The sequence below is a fragment of the uncultured Chryseobacterium sp. genome (assembly GCF_936933875.1).
In the GTDB taxonomy this organism is placed as follows: Bacteria; Bacteroidota; Bacteroidia; order Flavobacteriales; family Weeksellaceae; genus CAKZIK01.
Genome location: NZ_CAKZIK010000004.1, coordinates 12904 through 30645 on the forward strand (window position 1 = coordinate 12904; position 17742 = coordinate 30645).

General features: G+C 36.3%; 17 protein-coding genes and 1 tRNA gene. 13 read left to right on the forward strand and 5 right to left on the reverse strand.

Features of this window, described 5'->3' with window-relative positions; genetic code table 11:
- The first annotated feature begins 65 nt into the window (after positions 1 to 65).
- Genes Q0252_RS00325 through Q0252_RS00335 form a run of 3 tightly spaced genes read left to right on the forward strand, consistent with a single transcriptional unit; the run spans position 66 to position 3867 of the window.
- On the forward strand, positions 66 to 554 hold the full coding sequence (locus tag Q0252_RS00325; protein WP_297982336.1) for a hypothetical protein: 489 nt from the start codon (positions 66 to 68) through the stop codon (positions 552 to 554).
- Positions 554 to 3163 (forward strand): DNA gyrase/topoisomerase IV subunit A, encoded by a 2610-nt coding sequence (locus Q0252_RS00330; RefSeq protein WP_297982338.1) that lies wholly within the window; start codon positions 554 to 556, stop codon positions 3161 to 3163. Before Q0252_RS00325 ends, Q0252_RS00330 begins: the two co-directional genes overlap by 1 nt.
- A gap of 47 nt (positions 3164 to 3210) precedes the next feature.
- On the forward strand, positions 3211 to 3867 hold the full coding sequence (locus Q0252_RS00335; protein ID WP_297982341.1) for a rhomboid family intramembrane serine protease: 657 nt from the start codon (positions 3211 to 3213) through the stop codon (positions 3865 to 3867).
- A gap of 166 nt (positions 3868 to 4033) precedes the next feature.
- Here the strand turns inward: Q0252_RS00335 and prmC are convergent, their stop codons facing one another.
- From prmC to Q0252_RS00350, 3 genes are all read right to left on the reverse strand, one after another.
- The gene (gene prmC / locus Q0252_RS00340; protein ID WP_297982344.1) at positions 4034 to 4882 is read right to left on the reverse strand and encodes a peptide chain release factor N(5)-glutamine methyltransferase; all 849 of its coding nucleotides are present in this window, start codon (positions 4880 to 4882) and stop codon (positions 4034 to 4036) included.
- Positions 4879 to 5637 carry a peroxide stress protein YaaA gene (gene yaaA, locus Q0252_RS00345; RefSeq protein WP_297982346.1) on the reverse strand — a complete coding sequence of 253 codons (759 nt, stop codon included), beginning with the start codon at positions 5635 to 5637 and terminating at the stop codon, positions 4879 to 4881. The genes prmC and yaaA overlap by 4 nt, the downstream gene beginning before the upstream one ends.
- A 93-nt stretch (positions 5638 to 5730) precedes the next feature.
- Positions 5731 to 6342 (reverse strand): L-threonylcarbamoyladenylate synthase, encoded by a 612-nt coding sequence (locus tag Q0252_RS00350; RefSeq protein ID WP_297982349.1) that lies wholly within the window; start codon positions 6340 to 6342, stop codon positions 5731 to 5733.
- Positions 6343 to 6430: 88 nt separating this feature from the next.
- On the opposite strand from Q0252_RS00350, the gene Q0252_RS00355 reads away from it, so the two are divergent.
- From Q0252_RS00355 to Q0252_RS00385, 7 genes are all read left to right on the forward strand, one after another.
- Positions 6431 to 6503, forward strand: a tRNA-Met gene (locus Q0252_RS00355).
- A gap of 59 nt (positions 6504 to 6562) precedes the next feature.
- The gene (locus Q0252_RS00360; protein ID WP_297982351.1) at positions 6563 to 7249 is read left to right on the forward strand and encodes a class I SAM-dependent methyltransferase; all 687 of its coding nucleotides are present in this window, start codon (positions 6563 to 6565) and stop codon (positions 7247 to 7249) included.
- Positions 7250 to 7395: 146 nt separating this feature from the next.
- On the forward strand, positions 7396 to 7761 hold the full coding sequence (locus tag Q0252_RS00365; RefSeq protein ID WP_297982354.1) for a BlaI/MecI/CopY family transcriptional regulator: 366 nt from the start codon (positions 7396 to 7398) through the stop codon (positions 7759 to 7761).
- 1 nt (position 7762) lies between these two features.
- The gene (locus tag Q0252_RS00370) at positions 7763 to 9646 is read left to right on the forward strand and encodes a M56 family metallopeptidase (RefSeq protein WP_297982356.1); all 1884 of its coding nucleotides are present in this window, start codon (positions 7763 to 7765) and stop codon (positions 9644 to 9646) included.
- A gap of 54 nt (positions 9647 to 9700) precedes the next feature.
- Positions 9701 to 10567, forward strand: coding sequence for a GLPGLI family protein (locus Q0252_RS00375; protein ID WP_297982358.1), 867 nt, complete (start codon positions 9701 to 9703; stop codon positions 10565 to 10567).
- Between the two features lie 6 nt (positions 10568 to 10573).
- Positions 10574 to 11422, forward strand: a complete 849-nt coding sequence (locus tag Q0252_RS00380) for a GLPGLI family protein (RefSeq protein ID WP_297982361.1) — start codon at positions 10574 to 10576, stop codon at positions 11420 to 11422.
- Position 11423: 1 nt separating this feature from the next.
- Positions 11424 to 12272 (forward strand): GLPGLI family protein, encoded by an 849-nt coding sequence (locus tag Q0252_RS00385; protein ID WP_297982363.1) that lies wholly within the window; start codon positions 11424 to 11426, stop codon positions 12270 to 12272.
- 104 nt (positions 12273 to 12376) lie between these two features.
- Here Q0252_RS00385 and fsa read toward each other — a convergent pair whose 3' ends face one another.
- On the reverse strand, positions 12377 to 13030 hold the full coding sequence (gene fsa, locus Q0252_RS00390; protein ID WP_297982366.1) for a fructose-6-phosphate aldolase: 654 nt from the start codon (positions 13028 to 13030) through the stop codon (positions 12377 to 12379).
- A gap of 69 nt (positions 13031 to 13099) precedes the next feature.
- Here fsa and Q0252_RS00395 point away from each other — a divergent pair, with 69 nt between their 5' ends.
- The 3 genes from Q0252_RS00395 (at position 13100) to pheA (ending at position 16370) form a co-directional block, all read left to right on the forward strand.
- Positions 13100 to 13588: a YdeI/OmpD-associated family protein gene (locus Q0252_RS00395; protein ID WP_297982368.1), complete on the forward strand. Its 489-nt coding sequence runs from the start codon at positions 13100 to 13102 to the stop codon at positions 13586 to 13588.
- A gap of 94 nt (positions 13589 to 13682) precedes the next feature.
- Positions 13683 to 15443: a discoidin domain-containing protein gene (locus tag Q0252_RS00400; protein ID WP_297982372.1), complete on the forward strand. Its 1761-nt coding sequence runs from the start codon at positions 13683 to 13685 to the stop codon at positions 15441 to 15443.
- 72 nt (positions 15444 to 15515) lie between these two features.
- Positions 15516 to 16370: a prephenate dehydratase gene (gene pheA, locus Q0252_RS00405; RefSeq protein ID WP_297982374.1), complete on the forward strand. Its 855-nt coding sequence runs from the start codon at positions 15516 to 15518 to the stop codon at positions 16368 to 16370.
- 84 nt (positions 16371 to 16454) lie between these two features.
- Here the strand turns inward: pheA and Q0252_RS00410 are convergent, their stop codons facing one another.
- Entirely contained in the window at positions 16455 to 17732 is a 1278-nt protein-coding gene (locus Q0252_RS00410) for a replication-associated recombination protein A (protein WP_297982376.1), read from the reverse strand.
- Between the last annotated feature and the right edge of the window lie 10 nt (positions 17733 to 17742).

Below are 17742 nucleotides of genomic sequence, written 5' to 3' on the forward strand. Positions count from 1 at the left end.
AAAATTAATTGAAAAAAACTTGAAAAATATGTAAGCAAAGAAATTCAAATTAAAAACACAAACACATGAGATTAAACAACCGAAACAAATCTGGGCTTTACAACTTTTTGATGATGTTGCTTTTGATGCTTCTTTTCGCCGGAATTATCGGTTTCCTTTTGGAACGTTATAAATTCGATATTTTAGGATGGGAAAGTTCTTTTCTGATTATTCTACCGGTACTTTTACTGGCTATTTTTTTCATCAGGGGGAGGCAAATTTTTGAATACGACAGCGACGGTGAAGCTTTGAATTTTAAAAACAGAAACATCATGCTTTTTTTGGATAAACCATTAAATGACGAGTTTCCGAAATATAAATTAATGAAATACGAAGTGGTAAATGCACTGATTTTTAAAAGATTATACATTACCATTTCGAGCAAGAAAAATAATGCTACAATCCTGAAATACGATATATCTTACCTTACTAAAAAACAGTTGATGGATCTTAAGGTATCGCTAAGCAAGGTTGTAAGAACTAACCAGGAAAATAAGAGAGAGACGAATAGTTGATGGAAGAACAACAGGAAAACCACCACGAAGAATCCCTGAAAAAAATCTCCGGTCTGTACAAAGACTGGTTTTTGGATTACGCTTCATACGTAATTCTGGACAGAGCGATTCCTTCAATTTACGACGGTTTCAAGCCAGTACAAAGAAGAATCATGCACTCTATGCGTGAGCTGGAAGACGGCCGTTACAACAAAGTTGCCAATATCGTTGGTAACACCATGAAGTATCATCCACACGGTGATGCATCTATTACGGATGCAATGGTACAGATTGGCCAAAAAGAATTACTTATTGATACCCAGGGAAACTGGGGAAATATTTTCACCGGAGATTCCGCAGCAGCAGCGCGTTACATCGAAGCAAGATTGACACCGTTTGCCTTGGATGTGGTTTTCAACCCGAAAACTACGGAATGGGTAAAATCTTACGATGGTAGAAACAATGAGCCGGTAGATTTGCCGGTAAAATTCCCAATGCTTCTTGCACAGGGCGTTGAAGGTATTGGAGTTGGGCTTTCTACGAAAATTATGCCGCACAACTTCAATGAGTTGATTAATGCTTCCGTTGCTTATCTGAAAGGTAAAAAATTTGAATTGTTTCCGGATTTTATTACGGGCGGAATGTTGGATGTTTCCAATTATAACGACGGTGAAAGAGGCGGAAAAATTCGTGCGAGAGCGAGAATTATTCAGAAAGATAAACATACACTCACCATCAACGAACTTCCTTTCGGTAAAAATACCGGAGATTTAATTGATTCGATTATTAAAGCCAACGAAAAAGGCAAAATCAAAATCAAAAAAATAGAGGACAATACTTCAGACGCCGTTGAAATCAATATTATCCTGAATAACGATGTTTCGCCGGACAAAACCATTGATGCATTGTACGCTTTCACGGATTGTGAGATTTCTATTTCTCCGAATGCGTGCGTGATTGTTGGTGATAAACCGGAATTCCTTTCTGTTTCGGAAATTTTACGAAGAAATACTGATCACACAGTTTCTTTGCTGAAAAAAGAGCTTGAAATCGAGCTTCATGAATTGCAGGAAAGTTGGCATTTTGCCTCATTGGAAAGAATTTTCATCGAGAACAGAATTTACCATGACATTGAAGAGGTAAAATCTTGGGAAGATGTCATTAAAACTATTGATGAAGGCTTGAAACCTCACACCAAACATTTGTTGAGAGCCGTTACCGAAGAAGATATCATCAAACTTACCGAAATCCGAATCAAAAGAATTTCGCGTTTCGATCTTGATAAATTCAAGGAAAATATTCTGGCACTTGAAGGTAAAATTGAGCAGGTAAAACACCACTTGGCGAATTTGGTAGCTTACGCAATCGATTATTACCAAAATATCCAGAAAAAATACGGAAAAGACAAAGAAAGACGTACAGAATTGAGAATTTTCGATACCATTGATGCAACAAAAGTTGCGGTAGCGAACGAAAAATTCTATGCGAATTTCGAAGAGGGTTTTATTGGAACTTCCCTTAAAAAGGACGAATATTTGTTCGACTGTTCCGATATCGACGATATCATCACGTTCCAGAAAGACGGAACCATGAAAGTCGTTAAAGTGGAAGCCAAAACATTCATCGGTAAAAACATCGAACACGTCGGAATTTGGAAGAAAAACGACAAACGTACCGTTTACAACATGATTTACCGTGAAGGAAGAGACGGACCATATTATATGAAACGTTTTTCCGTAACGGGTGTCACGAGAAATACAGATTATAAGCTTGCTTCGGACAAAAAGGGCTCGGAAATGCTTTATTTTTCAGCAAATCCAAACGGAGAAGCGGAAGTGGTAACTGTTTTACTGAAACCAAATGCAAGAATCAGAAAAAATAAAATTGATATCGATTTCTCTGAACTCGCGATTAAAGGAAGAGATTCCAAAGGAAATTTGGTGACGAAATATGCCGTGAAAAAAGTGGATTTGAAGGAAGAAGGTCATTCTACTTTAGCGCCGAGAAAAATTTGGTTTGATGATACCGTTCGCAGATTGAATGCAGATGCAAGAGGAACTTTACTTGGAAACTTTAAGGGTGATGATAAAATCCTGACAGTCAATTCACAAGGTGAAGCAAAACTTGTTTCATTTGATTTGAGCAACCGTTTTGATGATGAATATTTAATCCTCGAAAAATGGAATCCGGAACAGGCAATTACGTGTATTTATTTCGACGGTGAAAAGCAAATTTATTTCATCAAACGCTTCTTGCTGGAGAATACACCGAATGTGCAAACCTTCATGCCGTCCGAAAATCCAAAATCTTTCATCGAAAACGTGATTGTTTCCGACGGTGCTACTGCGGAACTGATTTTCGCAAAAGATAAAGGCAAAGAAAAAGAACCAGAAACGATTAATGTTGATGAATTTATTGGCGTAAAAGGTATCAAAGCTATTGGAAATCAATTGACTAAAAATAAAATTAAAAACATCAACATCACCATTCCTGAACCGGAAGAAGAAATCAATCCAGGTTTTGATGAGGTTGAATCTACAGAAGGGCACATTTCTTTCATCGACCATGATGTAAAAGATGAAGAATTTCCTGAAGAAGGCACAATCGGAAGTCTTTTCGGAGATGAATAAAATGTAGGAACGTGCCTTTGACGCGTTCAGAATTAAAATTAAAAATTATGAGTACAGTTCTTTTAATAGTAATTGCAGTTACCGCAATCATCAGTTTCATTGGATTTCAGAACCCTTCGGTTTTCGAAAAATATAAATTCAATGTAGGAGCCATCAACGGAAATAAAGAATACATCAGATTACTTTCAGCTGGATTTCTTCATGCGGATATGATGCACTTGTTGTTCAACATGATGACGCTGTATTTCTTTGGACCAATTGTTATTGAAGCATTTGGAGAAATAGGTTTTTTGGTGATTTACTTCGGTTCTATTATTTTGGGAAATTTATTTTCGCTGTATCTGTATAAAAAACAGTCGTGGTATTCGGCAATTGGAGCGAGTGGAGGTGTTTCCGGAATTTTGTTTGCAGCGATTGCGATGATTCCGAGTTTGGGAATTTATTTCTTCTTCATCCCAATTCCAATTCCCGGATATATTTTCGGCTTGCTGTATTTCGGATATTCCGTTTACATGATGCTGAACCCAAGACCACATGATAATATTGGTCACGCAGCGCATTTAGGTGGTGCAGCTTTCGGACTTTTGTACGCGATTGGAAATAAACCGGACATTGCACTTTCTAATTCAATATATCTTGGAATTATGGCGCTTCCGTTAATTTACATGAGCTACATGGTTTTTGTGAAGAAAAGAATTGGTTAGAAAACGGTTTCCCTCTTTCAGAGGGGTGTCTAAATCGGAGATTTAGACGGGGTGTTCATACATAAGCAGAAAAGAATAGGACTTATGTCCTATTTTTTTATTGTCAAAACCTAACAAAATGATGTGACGAAGCCAAATTTGTGATCATCTGTGCAATCTGCAGAAACTATTTCCTTGCAAAAACAATCCTGTCATTTGCCGAAATATCTTTAATCAGCTCACTTTCAGAAAATTCAGAAAACAGTTCCAAAGTCTCTTTTCCCAATTTCTGATTGATTTCGAGAAAAACCATTCCATTTTCAGCAAGATTTTTATGGGCATCTTTTGCAATTTTTCGGTAGAAAATCAAAGCATCTGAAGTAGGCGAGAACAGCGCCATTTTCGGCTCAAATTCTTTGACGGAGTCTGCAATATCATTTTCTTCATCAATGCCGATATATGGCGGATTGGAGATGATAACATCGTATTTGTCATTCAAATTATAATTCAGATAATCTGCATGAATAAAAGTGATTTCGGTTTGATGAAATTTTGCATTTCTTTTAGCGGTTTCCAAAGCCTTTTCTGAATAATCAATTGCGCTGATTTCAGCTTCCGGAAAATGTTTTTTCAAGATAATCGGAATAATTCCGCTTCCCGTTCCGATATCAAGAATCTTTAAACCTTGAACTTTAAACCCTGAACTTTGAACTTTTTGAATCGCAAACTCCAACAATTCCTCAGTCTCCGGTCGTGGAATCAGCACATGTTCATCCACGAAAAATTTCAATCCGTAAAATTCCGTTTCTCCTAAAATTTGTTGAAAAGGCTTACCTAATTTCAGCTGTAAAATTTTATTGTAAAATTCAGACTGTTGATTGATATCCAGTTCTTTATGAATTGAATTTCGAAGTTCAATTTTATTGAGACCTAAGATTTTCTCCGAAAAAACTGAAAACAACTCGTTACTTTCAGAATCGGTGTACAATTCTGAAATTTCCTTTTTGAAATAATCCTTTAGTTCAGAAATAATCATCTTGTGAACACTAATTTTTTATCTGTTGATAATTTTTCATCAATCAGATAGCCTTCATAGTTGAACGCTTTTACATCATTAAGTGTTTTTGCATTGGTTTCAGCACAGAATCTCACCATCAAACCTCTTGCATGTTTGGTGTAAACAACGATGGTTTTTAGCTTTCCGTCTTTCATTTCATAAAAATCAAAATCAATTACCGGAGCTTTCAGTTTTTTTCTGTCGAGCACTTTGATGTATTCCGAACTGGCTAAATTTAATATTAAATCTTTGGCTTTCAGTTCGCTGTTGAGTTGTTCTGTTACCTTTTCAGTCCAGAAAGAATATAGATTTTTATAGGAATCAAACTCGAAATTTCTGCCCATTTCAAGTCTGTACAGCATCACTCTATCCGATGGTTTCAGCAAACCGTACAATCCCGAAAGCATTCTGTAATTTTTCTGAAGATAATCTACCGCAGACTTATCCAAAGTTTTAGCATCCAAACCGCGGTAAACTTCTCCTACAAAAGCAAACATCGCCGGAGCTGAATTTTTAGAGGTTGGATTAGGTTTCCATTTTTGGTTTCGTTCCCAGTTTTCATCAGCAAGTTTTGATGAAATTTCCATGAGTTCCGAAAGATATTTGGGAGATTTCTCCTTTAAATAAGATTGAATAAATTCCGCTTCCTTAATGAATTTTGGAGTGGTGGATTTTAAAAATTCCGTAGAATTTTCAATGTTCATCAGCTTTGCAGGCGAGGTAATTATTTTCATAAAAATTGTTCGAAGTTGGAAGTTCGAGGTTCATGGTTCAAAGTCAAAACATTTCCGCTCTCAAACCTTGAATTTTGAACGCGGAACATTGAACTAAATTTCTCCTTTTCCTTCACGGATAATTTCAGGTTCGCCACTCGTTAAATCTACGATTGTTGAAGCAACATTATCACCGTAACCGGAATCGATAACGATGTCAACAAGATGGTCGTATTTTTCCGCAATCAGTTCAGGATCAGTGGAATATTCCAAAATTTCATCTTCATCCTTTATGGATGTTGAAGCAATAGGATGACATAATTTTTCGACAATCAATTGTGGAATAGGATGGTCGGGAACACGGATTCCAACTGTTTTATGACCTTTATAAGCCAAAGGAAGACTTTTACTCGCATCCAGAATAAAAGTAAAAGGTCCCGGAATTTTGCTTTTCAGGAATCGGAAAGTAGAAGTTTCAATAGGCTTTGTAAATTCTGAAAGATGGCTTAGATCGTTACAGATAATAGAAAACTGAGCTTTTTCTAATTTTAGTTTTTTAATCTGAGCCAACTTTTCCATCGCTTTAATATCAAAAATATTACAGCCCAATGCATAAACAGTGTCGGAAGGATAAATAATCAGTCCGCCATTATTTAAAACGGTAATCACTTCGTTAATAAGGTTTTCCTGTGGGTTTTCGGGATAAATTTTCAGAATTTTTGCCATACACAAAGGTAAATATTTTTGATGAATAAAGAATTTTTGCTAATAATTTGGAGGTTGGCAAAATATTTGTATATTTGCACCACAATATCGCGGGGTAGAGCAGTAGGTAGCTCGTCGGGCTCATAACCCGGAGGTCGCACGTTCGAGTCGTGTCCCCGCTACTAAAGCAAACGCTTCAGAAATTCTGAAGCGTTTTTTTTTTATTCTCAAAGATGCAATAATGACAGACCTTCCTGGAAAAGCAATTCACGATTTCTATTTCGAAAAATCTAAAGCAAAACTCTTTGTTCATGATTCTTTCGGGCCGAAAGTAGAAATGCCTATTACGATGTACTTTCGAAAATTTTCAGCGATGCCTTTGCTGGAAAAAAAGGCGCTGCAACTTTGTGAAGGTAAGATTTTGGATGTTGGAGCTGGAGCGGGTTCTCACGCTGTGTATCTTCAAAATAAAGGTTTTGAAGTAGATGCGCTGGAAATTTCACCAACGGCCTGTAAAGTGATGACCGACATTGGTGTTTCAAACGTGATTTGCGATGATTATTTCAAGCTTTCTGATAAAAAATGCGACACATTGCTGCTTTTGATGAATGGGATTGGTTTGTGTGGAAATGTAAATGGTTTCAGAAAGTTTTTGCTGAAAGCTTCAGAGCTTCTTGTAGATGGCGGAAAGATTATCTTCGATTCCTGCGATATTTCTTACATGTACGAAAATATAGAAGTTCCTGAACGCTATTTTGGTGAAGTGAAATGCCGTTATGAATACAAAAAGGAATTTACGGAATGGTTTAGCTGGTTGTATCTTGATGCCCAGAAAATGACCGAAATTGCTTTAGAGATGGGCTGGAAAGCGCAAATTGTGTTTGAAGATGACAACGACCAGTATTTAGCAGTTCTTTCAAAAATTTAAATTTTTCTAATTGATTTTCAACTATTTAACTATTTAAATTCACTTATCACTAAAAAAATAGTTGTAAGTGTGATTTTAATTTCTACATTTGTATCACTAGATATTTAGTGATATTAAATTTTTGTTTAAAAAACTGATTTAACAAAATGAAAATCCAGCAGTTAACAAAAGCAGAGGAACAGGTGATGCAATATTTATGGGAGCTTGAAAAAGCTTTTCTGAAAGATATTCTAGACCTTTTTCCGGAACCGAAACCTCATTCCAATACCGTTTCCACCATCTTAAAAGTTTTGAAGGAAAAAGACTTTGTAGATTACAGGGTTTTCGGAAGACAGCACGAATATTTTCCATTGATTTCAAAGGAAAAATACAGCGGAAAGACAATGAAAAGTCTGGTGAAAAATTACTTTAAAGGTTCCTACAAAAACGCCGTTTCTTTCCTTGTTGAAAAAAATGAAATGAGTTTAGAAGATTTGGAACTGCTCTTAAACGAACTCAAAAATAAAGACTGACATGGAAGCAATTTTTATTTGGATGGGAAAAACTATTCTCACTTCCGGTGTAATGTTTAGCTATTATAAGTTGTTCTTAAAAGACAAAACTTTTCATCATTACAACAGGTTTTATCTTTTGGCAACGGTGTTGATAAGTTTGTTTTTGCCGTTACTGAAATTAGATTATTTTACACTTGAAGTAAGCAGTAATATGTATTTAATTTTAAATAAAATACAAAATTTTAATTCAACTAATACTTTAAATAATGATAGCGTTTATTCTGAACTTATTTTTGCAGCTTTTGGATTGGTTGCTCTCTTTTTTCTAGGTCGATTTTTATTTGGAATATTGAAGATTTTTAGTTTCAAGAGAAAGTATCCTAAAGAAAATTTTGAAGGAATTTCTTTTTACCAAACCAATCTTACAGATGCTCCTTTTTCATTTTTCAAAAGTTTGTTTTGGAAAGATAGTATTTTAATTCAGAGCGATTTGGGACGCCAAATTCTGAAGCACGAAATGGTTCATGTGGAACAAAAACATTCGTACGATAAAATGGTAATGGAAGTTATTGTTTCCATCTTTTGGTTCAATCCTTTTTTTCATCTCATCAAAAAAGAAATCAGTTTAATACACGAATATCTTGCCGATAAAAAGGCGTTAAAAAATTCGGACACCAAAGCATTTGCGCAGATGCTTTTGGCGGGAAGCTTTTCCGGAAAAGTCATCCCAGGAACGAGTCCGTTTTTAAGTTCAAACCTCAAAAAAAGATTAATTATGCTTAAAAAATCAAAAACCAAATACGGTTATGCGCGAAAAATTCTGGCGTTGCCGATATTATTTGCTCTTGGATTTATTTATTTGGTGAATGCAAAGAACAAGGAAATTGCAAAAAATAATAGAGAGATTGAAAATGAATTATCCAATTTAAAGCAGGATACTGTAAGAAAATCCGTTACAGCGACTTTGGTTGAAATTAAAGGTGGTGAGAATTATGCTATAACTGAGGCTTCTAAGGCTCCTGAAAATGCTTTGTTTATCACAGGTTCAAAGGAAGTATCAAAAGCTGAATATTTGAACTATCTTGAAAGTAATAAAGGAAATTCGACAAAAATGGTTTCATCCTTTTCTTCCGGTAAAAGTGTTTTTGGCGAAAGAGGAAAAAATGGTGTCTACCACACGGAAATGCTTTCTGAAGTTTCTAGTAATAATGACGGCTACAATTATCTGATCAAAAAATATAATCCGAATTTTGAACGGGATAAAACTTTGCAGGAATCTGTTTCATCAGAAAGAAAAGCAAAAATGGGGGCGAATTTTATTCAGAAAACTTTTGATTATTTTTCTTCTGAAGACGATGCAAAAAACGCCCAAAAAGATGCGTCAATTGCTCTTGCAGATGCAAAACAGGCACGATTGGATGCTCTTCAAGCTACAAAAGATGCTTTGGTAGCACAGAAAGATGCTGAGAGAGCAGCTAAAGACGCAAATTCGGAAAGTGTCAAAAAAGCAGTGGAAGAAGCTGGGAAACAAGCGAAAGAAGCTCAAAAACAGGCTTATGAAGCTGCGAGACAGGCTGCGTTAGCTTCAAAACAAGCTGCAGATTTGGCGAAATCAGGTGTGTCCAATGAGAAAATTGAAGCTGCAAAAAAATCAGCCGTAGAAGCAAAGAAAGCAGCTGAAGAAGCAAGAAAAAATGCGGGAATTGAAGTTAGCACTCTTGGAAGTAAAAAGAATTATATCATCATTTCTAAGAAAGAAGATGGTGTTGTTAAATATTTTGTTGATGGTGTTGAAATGACTAAAGATGAAATGAATAACGAGGTTAACGTAAAAGAGATTAAAAGTGTGAATGTACAAAAAGATGATGCAGGAGGAAGAATTTATATCGTAACTAAGAAATAACAACAGATCCGGAAACATTTCCGGATTTTTTTTACATTTATAAAAACTTAAAAAATGAAAAACTTTACTTTTCTTTTCCTGATTCTGGGAACTTTAATATCTGCTCAAAATCAAAGATTCATTTACGATTATAAATTTGTTTCCGATTCTGCAGATATTACAGATGTAAAATCAGATTTAATGTACCTTGATGTCACTCCCAAATCTTCCAGATTTTACAGTTATGATGTTTATAAGCAGGATTCCACAAGAATGGCTGATTTTGAAAAGCAGATAAAAACCTCCGGTTCCATGAATGTGGTAACTTTTAATGCAGCGAAAGGTAAAGGTTTTGTACGTTACGCTGTGTCTAAAGAATATCCGGATTATAAAGTTTTTCTGCATACTAGAATTGGAAGAGACGGCTATAAAGTGTTGAACGACGCACCATTAACCTGGAAAATAGAATCTGAAAAGCAAAAAATCGGGGAATTTAACGCACAAAAAGCTACAACTTTTTATCAAGGCCGAAAATGGACAGCTTGGTTTACTACCGACATTCCTTTGCAGGAAGGACCTTACAAATTTCATGGTCTTCCGGGACTTATTGTAAAAGCAAGTGATGATAAAAACTTTCACGTTTTCGAACTTGCCGGGGTGAAAAAACTGGTTGAGCCAATAGATTTTTCGAAAGCGTCTTTAACTTTTTCCAATAATGAAGTTGCTGTAAATTATTCAACTTACCGAAATCTGTTTAAAGAAAACCGTGCTGATCCAACCAAATCTATGCGACAAATGATGAGCTCCGGAATGGTAACAAATATTCGAGATGCCAATGGAAATCCTATGGATATGGAAAAAATGATGCGCGAACGTGAAAAATCTGAAAAAGAAAGACAGAAAAAAGATAATAACCTTATCGATTTAACTTTACTTAAATAACAGAAAATGAAAAAGTATTGTGCTTTACTATTGTTTTTGTTTCTTAATTTTTCGGCTCAAAACCAAAGGTTTATTTACGAATATAAATTTGTCACAGATTCCACTAACCGGGATGTTGCGCAATCGGAATTGATCGTTTTGGATGTTGATGCAGAAGGCTCTAAATTTTACAGTTACGAAAAATACAAAGCCGATTCGGTAACCAGTGAAGAAGTTAACAAGCAGGTTGCAACGAAAAGTAGCGATATTTTATTGAAAAATACCTACAAGGGCAGTATTCGGTATTCGATTACGAAAAATTATCCCGATTTTAAAACCGTCATGAAGACCTCAGTTGCCGGTGACGATTATAATGTTTGGGATGAACGCGAAATTGAGTGGAAGATTTTGCCCGAAACGGAAATAATAGCCACTTTTAAAGCGCAAAAAGCGGAGACCAAAATGTTTGGCAGAATATGGACAGCCTGGTTTACCAACGAGATCCCAATACAGGATGGACCTTACAAATTCAGAAGTTTACCGGGATTAATTGTAAAATTGCAGGATAAAACTTTATCGCATTCATTTGAAATTAAATCCGTTAGAAATATTGTTCCACAAACTGAATTTAAATCTGCATTTATTGAAAAGCCTATCGATGTGGACTATTCCAAATACAAAAAAATCTTTTGGGAAAACCGTAAAGATCCTGCAAAATCGCTTCGCTTGATGATTAATGAAAATCCAACATTCAAAATTGTAAAAAACGGTGAGGAAGTTTCTGGCGAGCAAATGGTTCGAGAAAGGGAAAAATCGGCCAAAGAAGCCCAGAAAAAGAATAATAATCCACTCGAACTCGACCTTTTAAAAGAATAAAATGAAAAAGTACTTTTTGCTGCTGTTATTTGTTTCGTTAGGCTTGTTAGCTCAAAACCAAAGATTTATTTACGAATATCAATTTAAAACCGATTCTACAAAACTGGATTCAGCTAAATCCGAAATAATGTATCTGGATGTCTCCAAAAAGGGTTCTAAATTTTACAGTGTCGATAAATTTAAAGCAGATTCTACCATTGATGCGCGACAGAAAAATAATCCAAACCAACCCAATTTTTCGGGAATTAAATTCGGACAGATTAATACTGTTGTTGAAAAAACATACCCTGAATATAAAGTTGCCCTATTTGATTTTATTGAAATCAACAACTACATGGTTTCCGATGACCGAAAAATGAACTGGAAAATCCTGAATGAAAAAGAAAAAATCGGGGAGTTTGAAACCCAAAAAGCTGAAACTTTTATTTATGCCAGAAAATGGACGGCTTGGTTCACTACTGAAATTCCAATTCAGGACGGCCCTTACAAATTTCACGGACTTCCCGGAATGATTGTGAAAGTGGCAGACTCAAAAAATACTCATGTTTTTGAATTAAAAGCCATTAAAAAACTTTCCCAAAGCGATGTATGGAAAAGTGAAGCTGATAGAACTAACTTGATGAAAGTGGTAAAAGTGGATGAAAAGCAGTTTAAAAAAATATTTTTAGAACACCGCGAAAATCCTACGAAAGGAATCCGACAAATGCTCGCTTCTGGTGCAAAAGTGATGATGACAGGAAAAGATGGTCAAGTCATTGATATTGAAGAAAATTTGAGACAGCAGGAACGTACCCAAAAAGAAGAAAACAAAAGAAACAACAATCTTCTTGAACTGGATTTATTGAAATAATTTTTTCGGCGGGAGCGAAGCTCCCGCCGAAAAAAATAAAAAACGTTTCGGGCGGCGCTTTGCGCCGCCCGAAACGTTTTAATATGCTGTAATTCTTATTTTTTTTAAGAAAGTTTCTGCGCATCAGCAACAAACTGAGCCAGTCCAGAATCCGTTAAAGGATGTTTCAGAAGACTCAAAATAGAAGCCAAAGGCGAAGTAATCACGTCAGCTCCAATTTTTGCACAGTTGATAATGTGCATTGGACTTCTGATAGACGCAGCCAAAATTTCAGTTCGGAAATCATAGTTGTCGAAAATAACGCGGATTTCTTCAATTAAATTCAAACCATCAACAGAAATATCATCCAATCTTCCCAGGAACGGAGAAACGTAAGTTGCACCGGCTTTCGCTGCCAACAAAGCCTGTCCTGCAGAGAAAATCAAAGTACAGTTGGTTTTGATTCCTTTATCCGAGAAATATTTTAAAGCTTTAATACCGTCTTTAATCATCGGAATTTTCACAACGATATTCGGATGAATTGCTGCCAATTCTTCACCTTCTTTAATCATTTCGTCGTAAGTAGTGCTTAAAACTTCAGCAGAAATATCACCGTCTGCGATTTCGCAAATGGTTTTGTAATGGTTAAGAATCGCTTCCTTACCGCTGATTCCCTCTTTTGCCATCAACGATGGATTCGTAGTTACACCATCTAAAATTCCTAAATCCTGAGCTTCACGAATTTGATCCAGGTTAGCTGTGTCAATAAAAAATTTCATCTTTTCTTTTTAAAATTTGATTGGCGCAAAGATATTAAAAGCTATTGGTTTTTAGATATTTTTGTAGGGATGAAAACTGAAAAATCTTTCAAAGCAACACTCGAAATTATTGGAATCAACCCTTTTGTTTTTGTTCCGGAGGAAATTCTGTTGTCTATTTTCGAACGGGCAGGGAAAAATAAAAGTCCCATTGCGGTAAAAGGTTTCGTCAATGGAAATGCGTTCAATCAAAACCTGATGAAATATTTGGGAGAATGGCGACTTTATATCAATTTAAAGATGCTGGAAAATTCCCCGAAAAGAATTGGGGAAATCATTGAAGTTTCAATTGACTTTGATGATGAAATTAAAGCAACAGAAATGCCTTCATCGCTTCAAAAAGCTCTCGAAGAGAATCCGGATGCAAAACTCGTTTTCGAAAAATTAATTCCTTCACGACAAAAAGAACTGAAACGTTACATCATTAATTTAAAAACCGAAAAAGCGGTTGAAAAAAACATTCAGAAAATCATCAGTTATCTTCTTGGCCAAAGCGATTTTTTTGGCAAGAAAATTTAGATTTAAGGTCGTCATTGATTAATTAGTTGGAGGAAAGATTGTTTCCGAATTTTTTATTTTCTAAATTTGAGAGAATAATCCAAAAGCTTTTCCAATGAAATTTTCTGCCTTTCTCTCATCAGCTTTTATTTTTTGGTGTTTTTTTTCGTTTGCTCAGCAAAAAACGTATTGCAATCCTATTAATATCGATTACGGTTATACACCTTTCAAAGTTTTTTCACAACTTGGGAAACACCGTGCTACAGCGGATCCGGTTATCGTCAATTTTCAGAAAAAGCTGTTTCTTTTTTCAACGAATCAGGAAGGATATTGGTACAGCGATGATATGCTGAACTGGAAATTTGTGTACCGAAAATTTCTGCGCGACAACAAATACACGCATGATTTGAATGCTCCTGCAGTTTGGGCAATGAAGGACACGCTTTACGTTTATGGTTCAACCTGGGAATCTGATTTTCCGATTTGGAAATCTACAAATCCAACAAAAGACGACTGGAAAATTGCAGTAGATACGCTAAAAGTTGGAGCTTGGGATCCCGCTTTTCATTATGATGAAGACACTAACAAATTATTTCTGTATTGGGGTTCCAGCAACGAATGGCCACTTTTGGGAACTGAAGTAAAAGTGAAAAATTTGCAAAGCGAAGGTTATGTAAAACCCATCATCAAACTGAAACCTGAAGACCACGGTTGGGAAAGATTTGGGGAATATAACGACAATGTTTTTCTGCAGCCTTTTGTAGAAGGAGCGTGGATGACAAAACATAACGGTAAATATTACATGCAATACGGAGCTCCGGCAACAGAATTCAGCGGTTATTCCGATGGAGTTTATGTTTCCAAAAATCCTTTGGAAGGGTTTGAATATCAGCAGCATAATCCATTCTCTTACAAGCCGGTAGGTTTTGCTAGAGGAGCTGGACATGGTGCAACTTTTCAGGATAATTTCGGGAATTACTGGCATATTTCCACCATTTTTATCGCCGTTAAAAATAATTTTGAAAGAAGACTGGGAATTTGGCCTGCGGGTTTCGATAAAGACGATGTGATGTACTGCAACACTGCTTACGGAGATTATCCGACTTATATTCCTCAATATGCGCAAGGAAAAGATTTTACAAAAGGATTATTTTCAGGTTGGATGTTGTTGAATTACAATAAACCGGTGCAAACTTCTTCAGTTTTGGGTAGTTATCAACCCAATTTCGCTGTTGACGAAGACATTAAAACCTATTGGTCTGCAAAAACGGGAAATTCAGGGGAGTGGTTTCAGACAGATTTAGGCGAAATTTCTACGATTAATGCCATTCAGATTAATTATGCAGACCAGGATGTTGAGTTTTTAGGAAAAACATTGGGCAAAATGCATCAGTATAAAATTTACAGTTCCAACGATGGTAAAAACTGGAAAGTTTTAGTGGACAAAAGTAAAAATACCACAGATGTTCCGCATGATTATGTTGAATTACACACGCCCGCAAAAGCACGTTACCTCAAGATGGAAAACCTAAAAATGCCGACCGGAAAATTTGCCATCAGTGGTTTTAGAGTATTTGGGAAAGGAGCCGGACAAAAACCGGGCAAAGTGGAAAATTTTGTTCCACTACGTGCAGACCCGAAAAAATTTGGAGAAAGACGCAGTATTTGGATGAAATGGAGACAGAACGAAAACGCCGATGGTTACGTAATTTACTTCGGAAAATCTCCGGATAAAATGTACGGAAGCATTATGATTTACGGTAAAAATGAATATTTCTTTACCGGCGCCGACAGAACCGATGCGTATTATTTCCAAATTGAAGCCTTCAACAGCAACGGAATTTCTGAACGTTCCGAAGTTTTTAAATCTGAATAAATTTTTCATTCATACACTTAAAAGTCGTTTTTGTAAGCGACTTTTTTTATTTTTGAATATAATTTCGAATTGATGAAGATTGCTTTCCTTGGTCCGCACGCGAGTTTTACACAGTTGGCTGCCTCTCAAATTTTTCCTGACACCGAACTCGTTCCACAATCCAGTATTTTAGACTGTTTTAATGCAGTGAAAAACGGCGAGGTTGAAAAAGCCGTTGTTCCGCTCGAAAATTCTATTGAAGGTACCGTTTCGATGACCTTGGATTATTTGTATCAGTTTCAGAATATTTATATTGAAACCGAGGTCGTAATGCCGATCGCACATCATTTGATGATTCATCCCGATAACGAAAATTTCGAAAAGATTATTTCACATCCGCAAGCTTTAGCCCAAACTTTTCATTTTCGCGTGAGCAATTATGGTGATGTTCCGACTCAGGATTTTTCTTCAACTTCGGCTTCTGCGAAATTGGTTTCAGAAAATCCAAATCAAAAATGGGCCGCAGTTGCAAATCATTATGCTGCGAAATTGTATGGATTGAAAATTATTCATGAAAATATTCAGGACTTTGAACAGAATCACACTAAGTTTATCGTGATTTCCACCAATCCAAACCCAGCTTTAGGTTCTGCAGAAGTTTTGAATTATCCAAAAACTTCAGAAAAAACGTCTTTGCTCATTACACTTCCGGATGACCACGCAGGAGGTTTGCATCAGGTTTTGTCAGTTTTTGCATGGCGAAAAATGAATCTTTCAAAAATAGAAAGCCGCACTTTAAAAACCGGTCTCGGAAATTATTTCTTCTTCATCAACGTTGCGAATGAATGGCATCCCGTTTTATCCGAAAACGCTTTGGAAGAACTCCGTTCCCTTGGCGCCGGTGTAAAATTCTTGGGACATTATGAGGAGTTTTTGTTGGAAAGCTAGTGAAGTTTGAAATGGTTTGATGTGGTTTGACGTCTTTCATAATTCACAATTCAGCATTAATAATTCACCATTAACAATTCACAATTAATATTTCCCTTTCCATTTTTTCTCCAATTCCTCGCGAATTTTTTTCTCCGTTGAATTATTTCCGGGCTCATACAGTTTTGTGCCTTTAATTTCTTCAGGAAGAAATTCCAAATCCACAAAATTTCCTTCATGGGAATGCGCGTACTGGTAATCTTTACCGTAATCCAAGTCTTTCATGAGTTTGGTTGGAGCGTTTCGCAGGTGGAGTGGAACAGGAAGATTTCCGGTTTGTTTTACCAAAGCCATCGCTTCATTAATCGCCATGTAAGTGGAATTTGACTTCGGGGAAACTGCTAAATAAACCGCAGTTTCACTTAAAATAATTCTCGCTTCCGGATTTCCAATCACGTTAATCGCCTGAAAACAGTTATTTGCCACAACCAAAGCATTTGGATTGGCTAAACCAATATCTTCTGAAGCCAAAATCAACATTCTGCGGGCAATAAATTTAATGTCTTCACCCCCAACCAACATTCTGGCCAACCAATAAACTGCACCATTTGGGTCGGAACCGCGTATGGATTTAATAAACGCCGAAATAATATCATAATGTTGCTCTCCGTTTTTGTCGTATAATGCCATAGTTTCCTGCAAAACCGACATTACATCATCGTTGGAGATTTCTTTCTTTGTTGTATTTTTAAAATTGTTCAGGACAATTTCTACAGAATTAATGAGTTTTCTTGCGTCACCTCCGGAATATTGAATGAACGCTTCTTTATCCTTTAAAACAAAGGAAGTCTGTTCTTCTTCGTTGAATTTTTTCAGTGCGGTTTCTGCCAGTTCTTCAAGCTTTTCATAACTCAAAGATTTCAGAATGTAAACCTGGGAACGGGAAAGCAATGCGGAAACCACTTCAAAACTTGGGTTTTCTGTGGTAGCACCAATTAATACAATCCATCCTTTTTCAACTGCATGAAGCAAAGAATCCTGCTGCGATTTATTAAACCTGTGAATTTCATCTATGAATAAAATCGGGGATTTTCCTGAAAAAAGATTCTGTTTTTTGGCTTCCTCAATCACGTCGCGAACATCTTTCACCCCGGAAGAAACTGCCGAAAGTTTGTAAAATTTTCTGCCGGATTTTTCTGAAACAATTTCCGCCAACGTGGTTTTTCCGGTTCCGGGAGGTCCCCAAAAAATCAGAGAATTCAGCGTGTCATTCTCCAGCATTTTTCGGATCGTTCCGTTTTTTCCTGTTAAATGTTCCTGCCCGAGAACTTCGTCGAGCGTTTTCGGTCTTAAAATTTCGGCTAAAGGCGTATTGGAGCTCAAGGTTTCGGGT